Below are 15,731 nucleotides of genomic sequence, written 5' to 3'. Positions count from 1 at the left end.
GCCAACCAAAGGAATCCGTCAAAAAGACGGGGTTGTGCATCATGCACTGGCTTTTAACACACTGTTGAGTTCTCAAGAAACGGACGCGAACACCATCACCCGAAACCGAGCGGTTCCGAGATCCAGGGCTGTGACTTCCGCTGTGTCCCACCTTCGGTGGCACCCGGTCCGCCGACCACTCGAAGGCGGTTCACGGATCAGCGCCCCCCGAAGAGGACCGCCCCGCTTCCGGGGCAACCACTCCAACTTACTATGCCGTTCGCTTCGTGTCAACCCCGAAGTTCCGGGCACGTCGCGACCGACCCGGACTCGGCGCGGACGCCGTATCAGGTTGGTTGTCGAAGTGGCTTGCCCCTTGGGCCCGGCCGCCTCTCGGCGTCCCGCTCTTCCCTGGGGCGAGGGAAACATTAGGCAACCTCCGCGCCCCCGTCAAATCGCTGCGATCTGGACGTATGCCCAGGTCAGCGGCATTATTCGGGCCTGATACCGCCGTCTCGCTACAAGACTGTTACCCCAGTCACAGTAACTTTTGACCATGAAAAAGCCGCCCCTGGGTGATATCTCCGCCAGGGGCGGCTGCCGTACTGGACCGTCAAACGACCTTGACGCCGCCGATGGTCTTCTTGCCGCGCCGGAGCACGAGGAAGCGGCCATGCAGCAGGTCATCGGCTGACGGCACGTACTCCTCGTCGGTGATCTTCACGTTGTTGAGGTACGCCCCGCCCTCCTTGACCGCCCGGCGGGCCGCCGACTTCGACTCCACCAGGCCACTCTCGGCCAGCAGGTCGATGTACGGCGCGCCGAGCGACGGGACGGTCGCCGTGGGCACCTCGGCCAGCGCAGACTCCAGCGTCCGCGCGTCGAGCTCGTCCAGCGAGCCCTGCCCGAACAGGGCCCGCGAGGCGGCGATCACCCGGGCCAGCTCGTCGGCGCCGTGCACGAGCGTGGTGAGGTCCTCGGCCAGCGTCCGCTGCGCCTCGCGGGCCGCCGGGCGGTCCGCCACGGCCTTCTCCAGCTCCTCGATCTCCTCACGTTCCCGGAAGGTGAAGACCTTCAGGAACCGCACGACGTCACGGTCGTCGGCGTTCACCCAGTACTGGTAGAACGCGTACGGAGAGGTGAGCGCCGGGTCCAGCCAGACCGCCCCGCCGGCCGTCTTGCCGAACTTGGTGCCGTCGGCCTTGGTGATCAGCTTCCCGGTCAGCGCGTGGACGTGGGCGCCCTCGACCCGGCGGATCAGGTCGACGCCCGCCGTGATGTTGCCCCACTGGTCGCTGCCGCCGAGCTGGAGCGTGCAGCCATGCCGGCGGTACAGCTCCAGGTAGTCGTTGGCCTGCAGGATCTGGTAGCTGAACTCGGTGTAGCTGAGGCCCTCCCCGGCGAGCCGGGCGGAGACGGACTCCCTGGCCAGCATGCGGTTGACGGGGAAGTGCTTGCCCACGTCGCGCAGGAAGTCGATCGCCGAGAGCTCGGCCGTCCAATCGAGGTTGCTGACCAGCGTCGCCGCCGTCGGCCCCTCGTCGAAGGACAGGAACTTCTCCACCTGCACCCGGATCCGGGAGACCCATTCCGCCACGATCTCGGAGGAGTTCAGCGAGCGCTCGGTGCTGCGGCCGCTGGGGTCGCCGATGAGGCCGGTGGCGCCGCCGACCAGGCCGATCGGGCGGTGGCCCGCTCGCTGGAACCGGGTGAGGATCAGCAGAGTGGCGAGGTTCCCGGCGTGGAGTGACGGCGCGGTCGGGTCGAAGCCCGCATAGACGGTGATCGGGCCCTCGGCCAGTGCCTTGCGCAGCGCGTCGGCATCGGTGGTCTGCGCGGTGACGTCGCGCCATTCCAGCTCGTCGAGGATGTCCATCCCCGGCGTCGGCACGAGATTGCCTGAAGAAGCGGTCACGGTCCTGGCTCTCACTGATCGATGGATGTACGGCTTTCGCCCCCGCGCAAGCCTGCGGTTCAATGGGCGGCTTTCCCGCCCGTACAGCAAGCCTGCCTGACGCGAAACCCTATCGCCACTCGATACCGCGCCCGGCACGTCGGCGGAGAGGCCGGAGTCGCCGGAGAGGCCGGTGACTACCTTCGCGTACGGCGTACGTGCGCGCGGTACGGGGAGACGGTGGGATCGCCGTCGATCCAGAACCGCCATGGGGTCTCGGCTCCGGCTGACACGCCCGTGCGGGGCCCGGTCCTGATGAGGGCAGGGTCCACCGGCTCGCCCTCGAAGACCCGGATCGGCCCGTTCGAGCAGCAGTCGAAGCCGTTGTGCAGCCGGGCCAGGCCCAGGGTGACCGCCAGCCGGGCCGGTCCCCGGGCCAGATCGCGATCCGGGATGACGCGCTTCCCGCCCTCGGGAGACGACCCGTCCGTGCCGGACCCGGTGCGCCGGGAGCGGGCCACGGCGGAGCCGTCGACGACCTCGCCGGCCCGTATGAGCACGGCGGAGCCGACGCCCTCCGGCATGCAGACGAGGTTGGCGCAGAAGTGCATGCCGTACGTGAAGTAGACGTAGAGGTGCCCCGGCTCGCCGAACATGACCGAGTTGCGCTCAGTGCGCCCTCGGTACGTATGCGAGGCGGGGTCCTCCCCCGGCTTGCCGTAGGCCTCCACCTCGGTCAGCCGTACGGCGACGGGCCCGTGGACGATCACGCGGCCGAGGAGGTCGGGCGCGACCTCGTAAGACGGGCGGTCGAAGAACGCCCGTTCCAGGGGTGCTCCCACAGGGGAAGCGGGCGGTCCGGTCAGCTCCCGCTCGCCCATGCCGCCTGGCCGTCCACGATCTCCCGCAGGGTGACGAGCTGGTCCCGCACGCGGTCGGGCGCGGTGCCGCCGAAGGCGCTGCGCGCGGCGAGGGCGCCGTGCACGCTGAGCACGTCGCGAACCCCGGGCGTCCCGTCGGGGGCTCCCGCCGGGCCTGCCGCGAAGTGGGGGGACACCTCGGCCAGCTCCTCGTCGGTGAGCTCGCCGAGGTCCTTGTCGTTGACCTGGCACCACACGACCAGGTGGCCGACGGCCTCGTGGGCGTCACGGAAGGCGACCCCCCGGCGGACGAGCAGCTCGGCGAGGTCGGTGGCGAGCGCGAAGCCCTCGGGCGCGCTCGACTCCAGCTTCGCCGTGTTCACCCGCATCGTGGACACCATGCCCGACACGGCCGGGAGCACCAGGAGCAGAGTGTCGACCGCGTCGAACACCGGCTCCTTGTCCTCCTGCAGGTCGCGGTTATAGGTGAGCGGAAGGCCCTTGAGCGTGGTCAGCAGGGACATCAGGGAGCCGATCAGCCGCCCGCTCTTGCCCCTGGCCAGCTCGGCGACGTCCGGGTTCTTCTTCTGCGGCATGATCGACGAGCCGGTGGAGTAGGCGTCGTCCACCTCGATCCAGCGGAACTCCTGCGAGGCCCACAGGACGATCTCCTCGCCGAGCCGCGACAGGTGCACGCCGATCATGGCCGCGCAGAACAGGAACTCGGCGGCGAAGTCACGGTCGGCGACCGCGTCCATCGAGTTCGGCGCGGCGGCGTCGAACCCCAGCTCCGCGGCGACGGCGGCGGGGTCGAGGGGCAGCGACGACCCCGCGAGCGCCCCCGAGCCGAGCGGGGAGACGGCGGCGCGCCTGTCCCAGTCCCGCAGCCGCTCGACGTCCCTGGTCAGCGGGTGGACGTGAGCGAGGAGCTGGTGGCCGAAGGACACCGGCTGCGCGTGCTGCAGGTGCGTCATGCCGGGAGCGGCGGTCGCGGCGTGCTCCTCGGCCTGGCTCATCAGCGCGGTCTCCAGCTCCACGAGCCGGGAGACGATCGTGCGGACGTGGTCACGCAGGTAGAGCCGCAGGTCGGTGGCGACCTGGTCGTTGCGGCTGCGGCCGGCGCGGAGCTTGCCGCCGAGCGTGCCGAGCCGCTCCAGCAGCCCGCGTTCCAGGGCGGTGTGCACGTCCTCGTCGGCGACGGTGGGGCGGAACTCCCCTGCCTTGCACGCCAGTTCGAGGTCGTCGAGCGCGCCGAGCATGCGATCGAGCTCCTCCTGCGTCAGCAGCCCGGCGCGGTGCAGCACGCGGGCGTGCGCACGCGAGGCCAGCAGGTCGTACGGCGCGAGCCGCCAGTCGAACTGCACGCTCACCGACAGGCGCGTGAGCGCGTCCGCGGGTCCCCCCTCGAACCTGCCGCCCCAGAGCCGCATCGGCTTGTTGTCCGCCACCGCTGTCCTCCTCCGATCCCACTGTCCCAGCATTTGGAACCCGAACTGATCCGCTCGCAATCCGCGACCCTAGCCGACGTGTGCCCCGGTCCCGCACAGAAACCGGGGCATACGGCCGGTTCTCAGTCCTGGCGCGCGTCGCGAGCCGCGGCGATCTTGCTGGGCAGCGACCAGAGCTGGACGAAACCCTTGGCCAGCGACTGGTCGAAGGCGTCGCCCGTGTCGTAGGTGGCCAACGAGAAGTCGTACAGCGACGCGTCGGAGCGCCGCCCGGTCGCGACGGCCCGGCCGCCGTGCAGGACCAGCCGGATGTCTCCCGACACGTGCCGCTGCGCGTCGGCGATGAACGCGTCGAGGGCGCCCTTGAGCGGCGAGAACCACAGGCCGTCGTAGACGAGCTCGCCCCACCGCTGGTCGACCGACCGCTTGAACCTGGCCAGGTCGCGCTCGACGGTGACGTTCTCAAGCTCCATGTGGGCGGTGATCAGCGCGATCGCGCCCGGCGCCTCGTAGACCTCACGTGACTTGATGCCGACGAGCCGGTCCTCGACCATGTCGAGCCGGCCGACGCCGTGCGCTCCGGCCCGCCGGTTCAGCTCCGCGATGATCCCGTACGGCGTGAGCGACCGGCCGTCGAGGGCCACCGGGACGCCCTCGGAGAAGGTGATGACGACCTCGTCCGGCTCGCGCGGCACGGTCGGGTCGGAGGTGTAGTCGTAGACGTCCTCGATGGGGGCGTTCCAGATGTCCTCGAGGAAGCCGGTCTCGACGGCCCGGCCCCACAGGTTCTGGTCGATCGAGTAGGGCGACTTCTTGCTGACGTCGATCGGCAGGCCCTTCTCCTCCGCGAACGCGATGGCCTTGTCACGGGTCCAGGCGAAGTCGCGGGCCGGGGCGATGACCTTCAGGTCCGGGTTGAGCGCGGCCAGGCCGGCCTCGAAGCGGACCTGGTCGTTGCCCTTGCCGGTGCAGCCGTGGGAGACGTGGGTGCCGTTGTACGCCTTGGCCGCGGCGGCCAGGTGCTTGACGATCAGCGGCCGGGACAGGGCGCTGACGAGCGGGTAGCGGTCCATGTAGAGCGCGTTGGCCTGGAGCGCCGGAACGCAGAAGTCGCTGGCGAACTCCTCGCGGGCGTCCACGACGATCGAGTCGATGGCGCCGCAGTCGAGTGCCCGCTGCCGGATCACTTCCATGTTCTCGCCGCCCTGGCCGACGTCGACCGCCACGGCGATGACCTCGGCGCCGGTCTTGTCGGCGAGGAACGGAATGGCCACGGAGGTGTCGAGGCCGCCGGAATATGCCAGTACAACCCTGTCAGTCATGGTCTCTCTTCTCCAGTTGCACGGTCACGAATTGTATCTGCGCTGGTCATCGCTGGTTGCTGGGAACTTCTGCATGATCACCGCGTGCGGGGTGCCAGGGTCGGGCGTCCTTTGCGGGAATCCCTGCATGATCACCACCTATGAGGGGCGGCGGGTGGTGAGGTTGAGCAGTGACGCAGCCAGGGTCTGGCCGCCCGAGGGGTCCCTGCTGATCACCAGGATCGTGTCGTCGCCCGCCACCGTGCCGAGGATCGACTCCCAGCCGGCGTGGTCGATGGCCGATGCCATGAACTGGGCCGCCCCCGGTGGCGTACGGAGGATCACCAGGTTGGCCGACGCCTCGGCCGACACCAGGAGCTCCTCGGCGATCCTGCGGAGCCGGGCGTCGGGGTTCTCCGAGGAGCCGTTCCCGTCGCCGGTCCGGTAGCGCGGGATCCGGCCGCCTCCCTCACCCGGCAGCGCGTAGACCAGCGTCCCGTCGTCGGCGCGCAGCTTGAGGGCGCCGAGCTCGTCGAGGTCACGCGAGAGCGTCGCCTGGGTCACCTCCACCCCTCCCTCCGCCAGCAGCTTGGCCAGCTCGGGCTGCGAGCGGACCTTGTGCCGGGTGAGCAGCTCGACGATGCGGGCGTGCCGCGCCGCCTTGGTGAGCGGGATCGTCACGACGACCCCGCGTTCTGCGTCGCCAGCCACTGCAGGAGCGCCTTCTGGGCGTGCAGCCGGTTCTCGGCCTGGTCCCAGACGACGCTCCGCGGGCCGTCGATCACCTCGGCGGTGATCTCCAGCCCCCGGTAGGCGGGCAGGCAGTGCAGCACGATCGCGTCCGGGGCCGCCAGTGCGAGCAGCTCACCGCTCACCTGGTAGGGGGTGAACGCCGCGACGCGCTCCTCCTTGTCATCCTGCCCCATCGAGACCCACGTGTCCGTGGCGACCACGTGGGCGCCGGCGACCGCCGCCTTCGGGTCGGTCACCACCGAGACCGAGCCGCCCGTCGAGGCGGCGATCTCGGCCGCCCTGTCGAAGATCAGGGAGTCGGGCAGGTAGCCGACCGGCGCGGCGATCCGCACGTGCATGCCGGCGGTCGCCCCGCCGAGCAGGTAGGAGTGGGCCATGTTGTTGGCCCCGTCTCCCAGGTAGACGAGGGTCAGCCCCTGCGCCGAGCCCTTGTGCTCCCGGATCGTCTGCAGGTCGGCCAGGATCTGGCACGGGTGGAACTCGTCGGTCAGCGCGTTCACCACCGGGACGGCGGAGACCGAGGCCATCGCCTCGATGCGCGCCTGGCCGGAGGTCCGCCACACGATGGCCGCCACCTGGCGGGACAGGACCCGGGCCGTGTCCTCGATCGGCTCGCCCCGGCCCATCTGGGACGACCCCGCGTCGATGACGAGCGGCAGGCCCCCCAACTCGCCGATGCCGACCGCGAACGAGACCCGGGTCCGCGTCGAGGGCTTGTCGAAGAGCACGGCCACGGTCTTCGGGCCCTCGAAGGGCCGATATCCGCACCGGTCCTTCTTCATCGCCTCGGCCAGGTCGAGCACCTGCGCCTGCTCCGCCGGCGACAGGTCGTCGTCCCTCAGGAAATGCCTGCTAACCATTGGCGGCCTCCAGAATGGCGGGGAACGCGTCCAGGAAGGACCGCACCTCGGAAGCGGTGATCACGAGTGGTGGCGCGAGCCGTACGGCGTCGGGCTGCAGGGCGTTCACCAGGAACCCGGCCTCCTGGGCCGCGGCCTGGACCTCAGCCGACCGGTCGGAGGTCAGCACGGCGGCCAGCCAGAGGCCGCGACCGCGGACGCCCTTGAGCAGCGGGTGCTCAATGGCGGCGATCCCCTCGCTGAGCTGCCGCCCGACCGTCCTGACGTGCTCCAGCAGGCCGTCACGCTCGATCGTGCCGAGCACGGCGAGCGCCGCCGCGCACGACACGGGGTTGCCGCCGAACGTCGAGCCGTGGTCGCCCTTCTCAAAGATCGTCCCGGCCTCGCCGAACCCGATGCACGCGCCGATCGGCAGGCCGCCGCCGAGGCCCTTGGCCAGCGTCAGGACATCGGGGACGACGCCTTCGGCCTGGTGGGCGAACCAGTGCCCGGTCCGCCCGATCGCCGACTGGATCTCGTCGGCCACGAGCAGGGCCCCGGTGGCCGAGCAGATCTCCCGCGCGGCCCGGAAGTATCCCTCCGGGGGCGGCACGACGCCGGCCTCGCCCTGGGTGGGCTCCAGGAAGACGGCCGCGCAGTCGTCGGTCACGGCGTTCTTCAGCGCGTCGGCGTCGCCGTACGGGACGAACCGCACGTCGACGGGGAACGGGCCGAACTGGTCCCGGATCGACGGCTTGCCCGTGAGCGCCAGCGCGCCCATGGTCCGGCCGTGGAAGCCCATCTCGGCGGCGACGAAGTAGCTCCTGCCGCGCGCCTTGCCGTACTTGATGGCGAGCTTCAGCGCGGCCTCGTTGGCCTCGGTGCCGGAGTTGGCGAGGAACACCTTGGCCGGCTCCCGCAGCAGGCCGAGCAGCCGCTCGGCGAGCAGGACCTCGGGCTCGTGCAGGAACAGGTTCGAGGTGTGGGCCAGCGTCGCCACCTGCCGGGACACGGCCTCGACCAGGGCGGGATGGCCGTGCCCGAGCGAGCTGACCGCGATGCCGCCGATGAAGTCGAGATACCGCTTGCCGTCCACGTCCCAGACGGCGCAGCCCTCCCCCTTGGCCAACGCCACGGGCGGCACCCCGTAGTTCGGCATGAAGGCCGACTCGAAGCGCGCGCGCAGGGCGTCTCCGTGTCCGCTCGCCTGACCGCTCACCGCGAATCCCCCTTGGTCTGGGTCCTGGTCTGGGTCCTGGTCTGGGTCCTGGTCTCGGTCTTGGTCTGGGTGTCCGGGTCGGGCAGGACCATCGTCCCGATGCCCTGGTCGGTGAAGATCTCCAAGAGCAGGGCGTGCGGCACGCGCCCGTCGAGCACGTGCGCCTGCGGCACCCCGCCCTGGACGGCCGTCAGGCACGCCTCCATCTTGGGCACCATGCCGCTGGAGAGCGTCGGCAGCAGGCCGGCCAGCTCGGACGCGGTGATCCGGCTGATCACCTCCTGCGAGTCCATGGAGTCGGGCTGCCAGTCGGCGTACAGTCCCTCGACGTCGGTCAGGACGATCAGCTTGGAGGCGTTGAGCGCCACGGCGAGCGCGGCGGCCGCCGTGTCCGCGTTGACGTTGTAGACCCCGCTCAGCCCATCCGGCCCATCCAGGCCGTCCGGACCGTCCGGCTCCTCGTCGCCGCGGGCGATCGACGACACCACCGGGATCCGCCCGTCGTCCAGCAGGGCCTGTACGGCTCCCGCGTCGACCCGGACGATCTCCCCGACCTGGCCGATGTCGACCTTGACGCCGTCGACGACGGCGTGCTTGCGCTCGGCCGTGAAGAGGTGGGCGTCCTCGCCCGACATGCCGACCGCGAACGGGCCGTGCCGGTTGATCAGCCCGACCACGTCGCGGTTGACCTGGCCGACCAGGACCATCCGGACGACCTTCATGGCCTCCGGCGTGGTCACCCGCAGCCCGGAGACGAAGTGGCTGTCGATCCCCAGCAGGTCGAGGTGCGTCTGGATCTGTGGGCCGCCGCCGTGCACGATCACCGGCTTCAGCCCCGCGTAGTGGAGGAACACCACGTCGTCGGCGAACTTCGCCCTCAGGTGCTCCTCGGTCATCGCGTTGCCGCCGTACTTGATGACGACGGTCGCCCCGTGGAAGCGCGCCAGCCACGGCAGCGCCTCGATCAGCGTGTACGCCTTGTCCAGCGCGCCGTTCCTCCGGACGCTCATGACGAGTACGCCGAGTTCTCGTGGACGTATGCCTCGGTGAGGTCCGTGGTGTGAACGGTCGCGGAGTGCGGCCCGGCGGACAGGTCGATGGTGATCGTCACGTCGCGGGGCCGCAGGTCGACCTTGGAGCGGTCGTCTCCCGCGGCGCCCCCGCGGCAGATCCAGATGCCGTTGATCGCGACGTTCAGCCGGTCGGGCTCGAAGGCCGCGTCCGTCGTGCCCACGGCGCTGAGGACCCGGCCCCAGTTCGGGTCCTCACCGTGGATGGCGCACTTCAGGAGGTTCGACCGGGAGACGGCCCGCCCCACGGTCACCGCGTCGTCCTCCGACGCCGCCCCGACCACCTCGATCGAGATGGCCTTGGTGGCGCCCTCGGCGTCGACCAGCAGTTGCCGGGCCAGGTCGGCGCAGACGGCGGTGACGACCTTCTCGAAATCGGCGAGATCGGGCCGGACGCCGGACGCGCCACTGGCGAGCAGCAGCACGGTGTCGTTGGTGGACATGCAGCCGTCGGCGTCGAGCCGGTCGAAGGTCACGCGGGTCGCCTTACGCAGCACCGTGTCCAGGTCCTCGGAGCTGACGTCGGCGTCCGTGGTGAGCACGCAGAGCATGGTGGCCAGTGCGGGGGCGAGCATGCCCGCGCCCTTGGCCATGCCGCCGACCATGTAGCCGCCCTCGCCCCGGCGGAAGGCGATCTTGCTGACCGTGTCGGTCGTCCGGATGGCGTCGGCCGCGGCCAGGCCGCCGTCGCGCGAGAGCTGGGCCGCCACCGCGTCGACCCCGGCGAGCAGCGGGTCCATCGGCAGCCGCTCCCCGATCAGGCCGGTGGAGCAGACCGCGACCTCGCCGGCGGAGTCGCCCAGGACCTCGGCCACCTTCTCCGCGGTGGCGTGGGTGTCCTGGAAGCCGAGCGGGCCTGTGCAGGCGTTGGCTCCGCCCGAGTTGAGGATGACGGCCTTGACCCGGCCGCCGCTCAGGACCTGCGCCGACCACAGCACGGGCGCGGCCTTGACGCGGTTGGCGGTGAACACGCCCGCCGCCGCCCGCGACGGACCGTCGTTGACGACGAGGGCGAGGTCGCGGGAGCCGCCGGACTTGATCCCGGCCGCCACCCCCGCCGCCCGGAATCCCAAGGGCGCGGTGACGCTCATACGCCCACCTCGATCGGAAGTGGTCCGCTGATGTGCTGGCTCACGGGGCGACTCCATTGAGGGGAAGGCCGAGTTCTTCTGGGAGGCCGAGGGCGAGGTTGGCGCTCTGGATCGCGCCGCCCGCCGTGCCCTTGGTGAGGTTGTCGATGGCGACGACGGCGACGATGCGTCCGGCCCGCTCGTCGAGGGCGACCTGGAGGACCGCCGTGTTGGCACCGACCGTCATCGCGGTGGCGGGCCAGGCGCCCTCGGGCAGCAGGTGGAGGAACGGCTCGTCCTTCACCGCCGTCTCGTACGCCTCCCGGAGCGCGGCGGCCGTGAGGCCGGGCGTGGCGGGAGCCGTACAGGTCGCGAGGATGCCGCGGCTCATCGGCGCGAGGGTGGGCGTGAACGAGACCCGGACCTGGCGGCCCGCCACGGCCGTGAGGTTCTGCTCCATCTCCGGGGTGTGCCGGTGGACGCCGCCGACGCCGTATGCGCTGACGGAGCCCATGACCTCGCTGCCCAGCAGGCTCGTCTTCGGCGATCTGCCCGCGCCGGAGGTGCCGCTCGCGGCCACGACGACGACGTCCGGCTCGGCCAGGCCCGCGGCGAAGGCCGGGAACAGCGCGAGGGTCGCGGCGGTGGGATAGCAGCCGGGGACCGCGATCCGGCGGGCCCCGCGCAGCAGCTCCCGCCGGCCGGGCAGCTCCGGCAGGCCGTAGGGCCACGTGCCCGCGTGCGTGCCGCCGTAGAAGTGCTCCCAGTCGGCCGCGTCCGCGAGCCGGAAGTCGGCCCCGCAGTCGACCACCAGCGTGCCCTCGCCCAGCTCGGCGGCGACCGCGGCCGACTGCCCGTGCGGAAGCGCGAGGAAGACGACGTCGTGGCCGCGCAGGACCTCGGGTGTCGTCTCCTCGATGAGGCGGTCCGCGAGCGGCACGAGATGCGGCTGGTGGTCTCCGAGCCTGCTCCCGGCGCTCGAACCGGCGGTGAGCGCGCCGATCTCCAAGGGGTGGCCGAGCAGCAGCCGGAGGAGCTCACCCCCCGCGTACCCACTGGCTCCGGCGATCGCCGCCTTCATCCGGCCTCCCGCGCTTCGCGTCTCCATACGTGCATGTCCATACGGCCAAGCTCATAATCTTGCCTAGTGGGAGTATGCATCGTGCGGCATGGTCATGCAAGTCATCGTCCGGCTGGTGGACGTCTGGCCTCCGTACCTACCGGTCGGTATTGTTACGTCCGAGTTAACGACGTCTCGGGAGTGTGCGCCAGCATGACGATCACGAACGAACAGGTCCAGGCCAGGCTGACCGCACCCGGCCAGCTCTTCGAGATGGAAGAGGTCGAGGACGGCGGCAACAAGATCCGCGCATGGAAGCACGCCCCGGCCTCCTTCCGGGTGATCCTGGAGACGAGCCGGTTCCAGGGCGACAAGGACTTCGTCGTCTACGAGGACGAGCGGATCACCTACGAGGAGCACTTCCGCCTGGCGGCCACGCTGGCCAACCGTCTCATGACCGACTACGGCGTCCGCAAGGGCGACCGCGTCGCCATCGCCATGCGCAACTACCCCGAGTGGATCGTCTCCTTCTCCGCCGTGCTGGCCGCCGGGGCCGTGGCCGTACCGCTGAACGCCTGGTGGACCGCGCCGGAGCTGGAGTACGGCATGGCCGACTCGGGGGCGACGCTGCTGATCGCCGACGGCGAGCGGGCCGAGCGGCTGGCCGGCAGCGGGGTTCCCACGATCGTCACGCGGGCCGAAGGGGCGAACTGGGCGGAGGTGCTGGGCGAGGTCAGCGCCGACGTGACCCTTCCCGCCGTCGAGATCGGGCCGGACGACCCGGCGACGATCTTCTACACCTCGGGGACCACCGGCCGGTCGAAGGGCGCGCTCGGCAGCCACCGCAACCTCGGCCAGGCGCCGATGACCGTGGCCTACGCGCTCCTGCGCGGCCTCGCCCTCGCCGGGAAGGACCCCGCCGCGGCCGCCGGAGGGCGGCGCGCCACGCTCCTCACCGTCCCCCTCTTCCACGTGACCGGCTGCTTCGCCGTCCTGATGGGCACGATGTTCAGCGGCGGCTGTCTCGTGCTCATGTACAAGTGGGACCCGCTCCTCGCCCTGGAGCTGATCGAGCGCGAGAGGATCACCGGGATGAGCGGCGTGCCGACCAACGCCTGGCAGCTTCTCTCCCACCCCTCGTTCGGCGATCACGACATCTCGTCGCTGGAGTCCATCTCCTACGGCGGCGCCCCCGCCCCGCCCAAGCTGCTGGAGCGGATCGGCGAGCTGCTGCCGGACCGGACGCCCGCCAACGGGTACGGCATGACCGAGACCACGGCGCTCGCGATCTGCAACACCGGCCCGGACTACGTCGCCAAGCCCGACAGCATCGGCCTGCCGCTCGCGGTCGTCGACGTGAAGATCTGCGACCCGCTCGGGGCCGAGGTGCCGACAGGCGAGGTCGGGGAGCTCTGCATGCGCGGACCCATCGTGATCATGGGCTACTGGAACCGGCCGGACGCCACCGCCGAAACGTTCGTGAACGGCTGGCTGCACACCGGCGACCTCGCCCGCCTGGACGAGGACGGCTTCGTCTACATCGTCGACCGGGCCAAGGACATGGTCATCCGCGGCGGCGAGAACGTGTACTGCGCCGAGGTCGAGGCCGCCCTGTTCGAGCACCCCGCCGTGGACGACGCCGCCGTGATCGGCATCCCCGACGACGAGCTGGGCGAGCAGGTCGGGGCCGTCGTACGGCTCAAGCCGGGAGCCACGGCGACGGCGGAGGAGCTGCGGGACTTCCTGCGCGGCCGGATCGCGGCGTTCAAGGTGCCCGTCCAGGTGTGGTTCCGCGAGGCCGAGCTGCCGCGCAACCCCGGAGGCAAGATCCTCAAGACCCACCTCCGGAAGGAGATCCTCGGCCTCTGAGCCGCCCCCCCTGTGTCGCCGTGATCATGCAGGGTTTCCCGGGAAGCTCGGGGACGTGGGGCTTCCCCGGGCGTGATCATGCATGGATTCCCCCACACGTGGTCTGATCCGCGCCGACACTGTTCGTGATCATGCGGTGTCCATCCGGCCGACGCGCCCTCGTTATGCATGATCACGCTGGACGAAGTGCCAGGCGGGACGGCGCATGCGGGGAGGGCGGGGCGGAAAACCGTTTGCCTGCCACCGCGGAAACCGTTCAAAATGGCCGACCGTGTCGGAATCTCCTGATCGGTCGCCCGGATCCCTGGCCCGCCGCCTCCGCCTGGACCTGAGCCCGCTCCGCGAGTCACGGGATTTCCGCCTGCTCCTCGGATCCGGCCTGATCACCATGGTGGGCACGGTCATCACCATGGTCGCCGTGCCGTACCAGGTGAAGCAGCTCACCGGGTCGTACGTCGCCGTGGGTCTGGTGAGCCTGGCCGAGTTCGTCCCGATGATCGTCTTCGGGCTGTGGGGCGGCGCCATCGCCGACGCGCTCGACCGCCGGAGGATCGTGATCGTCACGGAGGCGGGCCTCTGCCTCACCTCGATCCTCCTGCTGGTCAACGCGCTGCTGCCCAGGCCGCAACTGTGGGTCCTCTACGTGGTGGGCGCCCTCGCCGCCGGGCTCGCCAGCGTGCGCGGGCCGAGCGAGCAGGCGATCATCAACCGCGTCCTCAGGCTCGACCAGATGACCGCCGCGTTCGCCATCCAGGGGCTCACCCGGAACACGGCGATGATCGCCGGGCCCGCCGTGGGCGGCCTGGTGGTCACCTCCTTCGGGCCCGCCGCCTCCTACGGCATCGACGTGGCGACGTTCCTCGTCTCGCTCGCGCTGCTGGTCAGGGTCCGCACGGTCACCCGGTCCGAGGACGCCACCCCGGCCTCGCTCCAGTCCATGGCCGACGGAGTCCGCTACGCGCTGCGGCGGCCGGACCTCATGGGCACCTATCTCGTCGACATCGCGGCCATGGCCTTCGCCAGTTCAACCGCGCTGTTCCCGTTCCTGGCGGACGACCTGCACGCGCCGAAGGCCCTCGGCCTGCTGTACGCCGCCGGAGGGGTCGGCTCGGTCGTCGCGTCCCTCACCTCGGGCTGGACGAGCCATGTCCACCGGCACGGCCTCGCCGTGATCGTCTCGGCGACGGGGTGGGGCGTCGCGGTGGCCCTCGCGGCCGTCATGCCGAACGTCTGGCTGGTGTTCCTCTTCCTGGCGATCGCCGGCGGCGCCGACATGGTCAGCGGCCTGTTCCGCGGCACGATCTGGAACCAGACCATCCCCGACGAGTACCGCGGCCGCCTGGCCGGCATCGAGTTGCTGTCCTACTCCACCGGCCCGATGCTGGGCGACGCCCGCGCGGGCTTCATGGCCCAACTCGGCGGCACCCGCTTCTCGCTGGGTGCGGGCGGCCTGCTCTGCGTGGGTGCGGTCGCGCTGATGGCGACTGTCCTGCCGAGGTTCCGGAGCTACGATGCCCGGACGGACGAGTACGCCCTCGCCGAACGCGCCCGCCGCGCCGAGGAACCCACCCCCGCCTGACCTTCCGTACGGCTCTCGCGAGGAGTCGATCGTGCGCTACGGGGAATGTCCCCGTCGGACGGCCTCCCGTTGCTACGGTGAGCGCATGACGGTAGAGGTACGGAGCGACGTGATGGGTGACTCTCCGCAACTGCCCGAGGGGGAGGCGATGGACACCTCGCCGGCGCTTCCCAACTGGGTGTTTCCTCCTCCGGAGGGTTTCACCGCAGCCGACCTCGATCACCTTCCGGATTTGCCCGCGCACACAGAGTTGATTGATGGAAGCTTGGTCTTCGTGAGCCCCCAAGCCTCCTTCCACACCCTCCTTCTCTTTCTCCTCGAGAAGGTCCTGCGCGACTTCGCCCCTGCCGATCTTCGCGTGCGACGCGAGATGAGCGTCGTTCTGGGGCCGCGACAGCGCCCGGAGCCGGACATCGTCGTCATCCACGCCCAGGCGGAGCACGGACGAGACCAGACGGCGTATGAGGCGAAAGATGTCGTCCTCGCCATTGAAGTGGTGTCGCCGGACTCGGAGGAGCGGGACCGGAAGCGCAAGCCGCAGCTCTACGCCGAGGCGGCTCTGCCCCACTTCTGGCGGGTGGAGAACCAGTCGGGGCAGCCCACCGTCTACGTCTACGAGCTCGACCCGGCCACCAGGTCGTACGCGCTGACCGGCATCTACCACGACCGCGTCAAGGTCTCCGTCCCCTTCGAGATCGACATCGACCTGAGCGAGATCGACAGCCTCTGAGGCGACGCCGACGCGACGCCGAGACAAGGCACAGCCAGGCGCTGAGGCAGGCACCGGTTC

At 70.5% G+C, this 15,731-nt stretch carries 13 protein-coding genes; 3 read left to right on the top strand and 10 right to left on the bottom strand.

The window, feature by feature from the left end; genetic code table 11:
• Window positions 1–592 precede the first annotated feature (592 nt).
• The 10 genes from tyrS to argC all read right to left on the bottom strand — a co-directional run bounded on the left by tyrS (window position 593) and on the right by argC (window position 11,514).
• A complete protein-coding gene (gene tyrS, locus ABH927_RS33285; protein ID WP_370028350.1) occupies window positions 593–1,855 on the bottom strand; it encodes a tyrosine--tRNA ligase in 1,263 nt (420 codons plus the stop codon).
• Window positions 1,856–2,070: 215 nt separating this feature from the next.
• On the bottom strand, window positions 2,071–2,715 hold the full coding sequence (locus tag ABH927_RS33280) for a DNA-3-methyladenine glycosylase (RefSeq protein ID WP_407072841.1): 645 nt from the start codon (window positions 2,713–2,715) through the stop codon (window positions 2,071–2,073).
• 20 nt (window positions 2,716–2,735) lie between these two features.
• Window positions 2,736–4,181, bottom strand: coding sequence for an argininosuccinate lyase (argH, locus tag ABH927_RS33275; RefSeq protein WP_370028338.1), 1,446 nt, complete (start codon window positions 4,179–4,181; stop codon window positions 2,736–2,738).
• Window positions 4,182–4,303: 122 nt separating this feature from the next.
• On the bottom strand, window positions 4,304–5,503 hold the full coding sequence (locus ABH927_RS33270; protein ID WP_370028336.1) for an argininosuccinate synthase: 1,200 nt from the start codon (window positions 5,501–5,503) through the stop codon (window positions 4,304–4,306).
• A gap of 138 nt (window positions 5,504–5,641) precedes the next feature.
• On the bottom strand, window positions 5,642–6,163 hold the full coding sequence (locus ABH927_RS33265) for an arginine repressor (protein ID WP_370028348.1): 522 nt from the start codon (window positions 6,161–6,163) through the stop codon (window positions 5,642–5,644).
• Entirely contained in the window at window positions 6,160–7,095 is a 936-nt protein-coding gene (gene argF, locus ABH927_RS33260; RefSeq protein ID WP_370028334.1) for an ornithine carbamoyltransferase, read from the bottom strand. Before argF ends, ABH927_RS33265 begins: the two co-directional genes overlap by 4 nt.
• Window positions 7,088–8,233 carry an acetylornithine transaminase gene (locus ABH927_RS33255; RefSeq protein WP_370028346.1) on the bottom strand — a complete coding sequence of 382 codons (1,146 nt, stop codon included), beginning with the start codon at window positions 8,231–8,233 and terminating at the stop codon, window positions 7,088–7,090. The genes argF and ABH927_RS33255 overlap by 8 nt, the downstream gene beginning before the upstream one ends.
• Window positions 8,234–8,289: 56 nt before the next feature.
• Window positions 8,290–9,303: an acetylglutamate kinase gene (argB, locus tag ABH927_RS33250; RefSeq protein ID WP_370028332.1), complete on the bottom strand. Its 1,014-nt coding sequence runs from the start codon at window positions 9,301–9,303 to the stop codon at window positions 8,290–8,292.
• A complete protein-coding gene (gene argJ, locus ABH927_RS33245; RefSeq protein WP_370028330.1) occupies window positions 9,300–10,454 on the bottom strand; it encodes a bifunctional glutamate N-acetyltransferase/amino-acid acetyltransferase ArgJ in 1,155 nt (384 codons plus the stop codon). The genes argB and argJ overlap by 4 nt, the downstream gene beginning before the upstream one ends.
• Window positions 10,455–10,494: 40 nt before the next feature.
• Window positions 10,495–11,514: an N-acetyl-gamma-glutamyl-phosphate reductase gene (gene argC, locus ABH927_RS33240; protein WP_370028344.1), complete on the bottom strand. Its 1,020-nt coding sequence runs from the start codon at window positions 11,512–11,514 to the stop codon at window positions 10,495–10,497.
• Window positions 11,515–11,706: 192 nt separating this feature from the next.
• On the opposite strand from argC, the gene ABH927_RS33235 reads away from it, so the two are divergent.
• The 3 genes from ABH927_RS33235 (at window position 11,707) to ABH927_RS33225 (ending at window position 15,671) form a co-directional block, all read left to right on the top strand.
• Window positions 11,707–13,362, top strand: a complete 1,656-nt coding sequence (locus ABH927_RS33235) for a class I adenylate-forming enzyme family protein (RefSeq protein ID WP_370028328.1) — start codon at window positions 11,707–11,709, stop codon at window positions 13,360–13,362.
• A gap of 271 nt (window positions 13,363–13,633) precedes the next feature.
• Window positions 13,634–14,941: an MFS transporter gene (locus tag ABH927_RS33230; RefSeq protein WP_370028324.1), complete on the top strand. Its 1,308-nt coding sequence runs from the start codon at window positions 13,634–13,636 to the stop codon at window positions 14,939–14,941.
• 85 nt (window positions 14,942–15,026) lie between these two features.
• A complete protein-coding gene (locus ABH927_RS33225) occupies window positions 15,027–15,671 on the top strand; it encodes a Uma2 family endonuclease (RefSeq protein WP_370028321.1) in 645 nt (214 codons plus the stop codon).
• The last annotated feature ends 60 nt before the right edge of the window (window positions 15,672–15,731 follow it).

It is taken from the genome of Planotetraspora sp. GP83 (genome assembly GCF_041262585.1).
Classification (GTDB): Bacteria; Actinomycetota; Actinomycetes; order Streptosporangiales; family Streptosporangiaceae; genus JAOEGB01.
Note: the sequence above shows the minus strand (reverse complement) of the source record. Positions and strands in the feature narration are given on the sequence as shown.

What these genes read in the sequence shown, in the direction of transcription:
- tyrS (WP_370028350.1), bottom strand. Translation starts at nt 1,855, where the DNA reads ATGGACATCCTCGACGAGCTGGAATGGCGCGACGTCACCGCGCAGACC.
- argJ (WP_370028330.1), bottom strand. Translation starts at nt 10,454, where the DNA reads ATGAGCGTCACCGCGCCCTTGGGATTCCGGGCGGCGGGGGTGGCGGCC.
- argF (WP_370028334.1), bottom strand. Translation starts at nt 7,095, where the DNA reads ATGGTTAGCAGGCATTTCCTGAGGGACGACGACCTGTCGCCGGCGGAG.
- ABH927_RS33235 (WP_370028328.1), top strand. Translation starts at nt 11,707, where the DNA reads ATGACGATCACGAACGAACAGGTCCAGGCCAGGCTGACCGCACCCGGC.
- ABH927_RS33225 (WP_370028321.1), top strand. Translation starts at nt 15,027, where the DNA reads ATGACGGTAGAGGTACGGAGCGACGTGATGGGTGACTCTCCGCAACTG.
- ABH927_RS33270 (WP_370028336.1), bottom strand. Translation starts at nt 5,503, where the DNA reads ATGACTGACAGGGTTGTACTGGCATATTCCGGCGGCCTCGACACCTCC.
- argB (WP_370028332.1), bottom strand. Translation starts at nt 9,303, where the DNA reads ATGAGCGTCCGGAGGAACGGCGCGCTGGACAAGGCGTACACGCTGATC.
- ABH927_RS33255 (WP_370028346.1), bottom strand. Translation starts at nt 8,233, where the DNA reads ATGCCGAACTACGGGGTGCCGCCCGTGGCGTTGGCCAAGGGGGAGGGC.
- argC (WP_370028344.1), bottom strand. Translation starts at nt 11,514, where the DNA reads ATGAAGGCGGCGATCGCCGGAGCCAGTGGGTACGCGGGGGGTGAGCTC.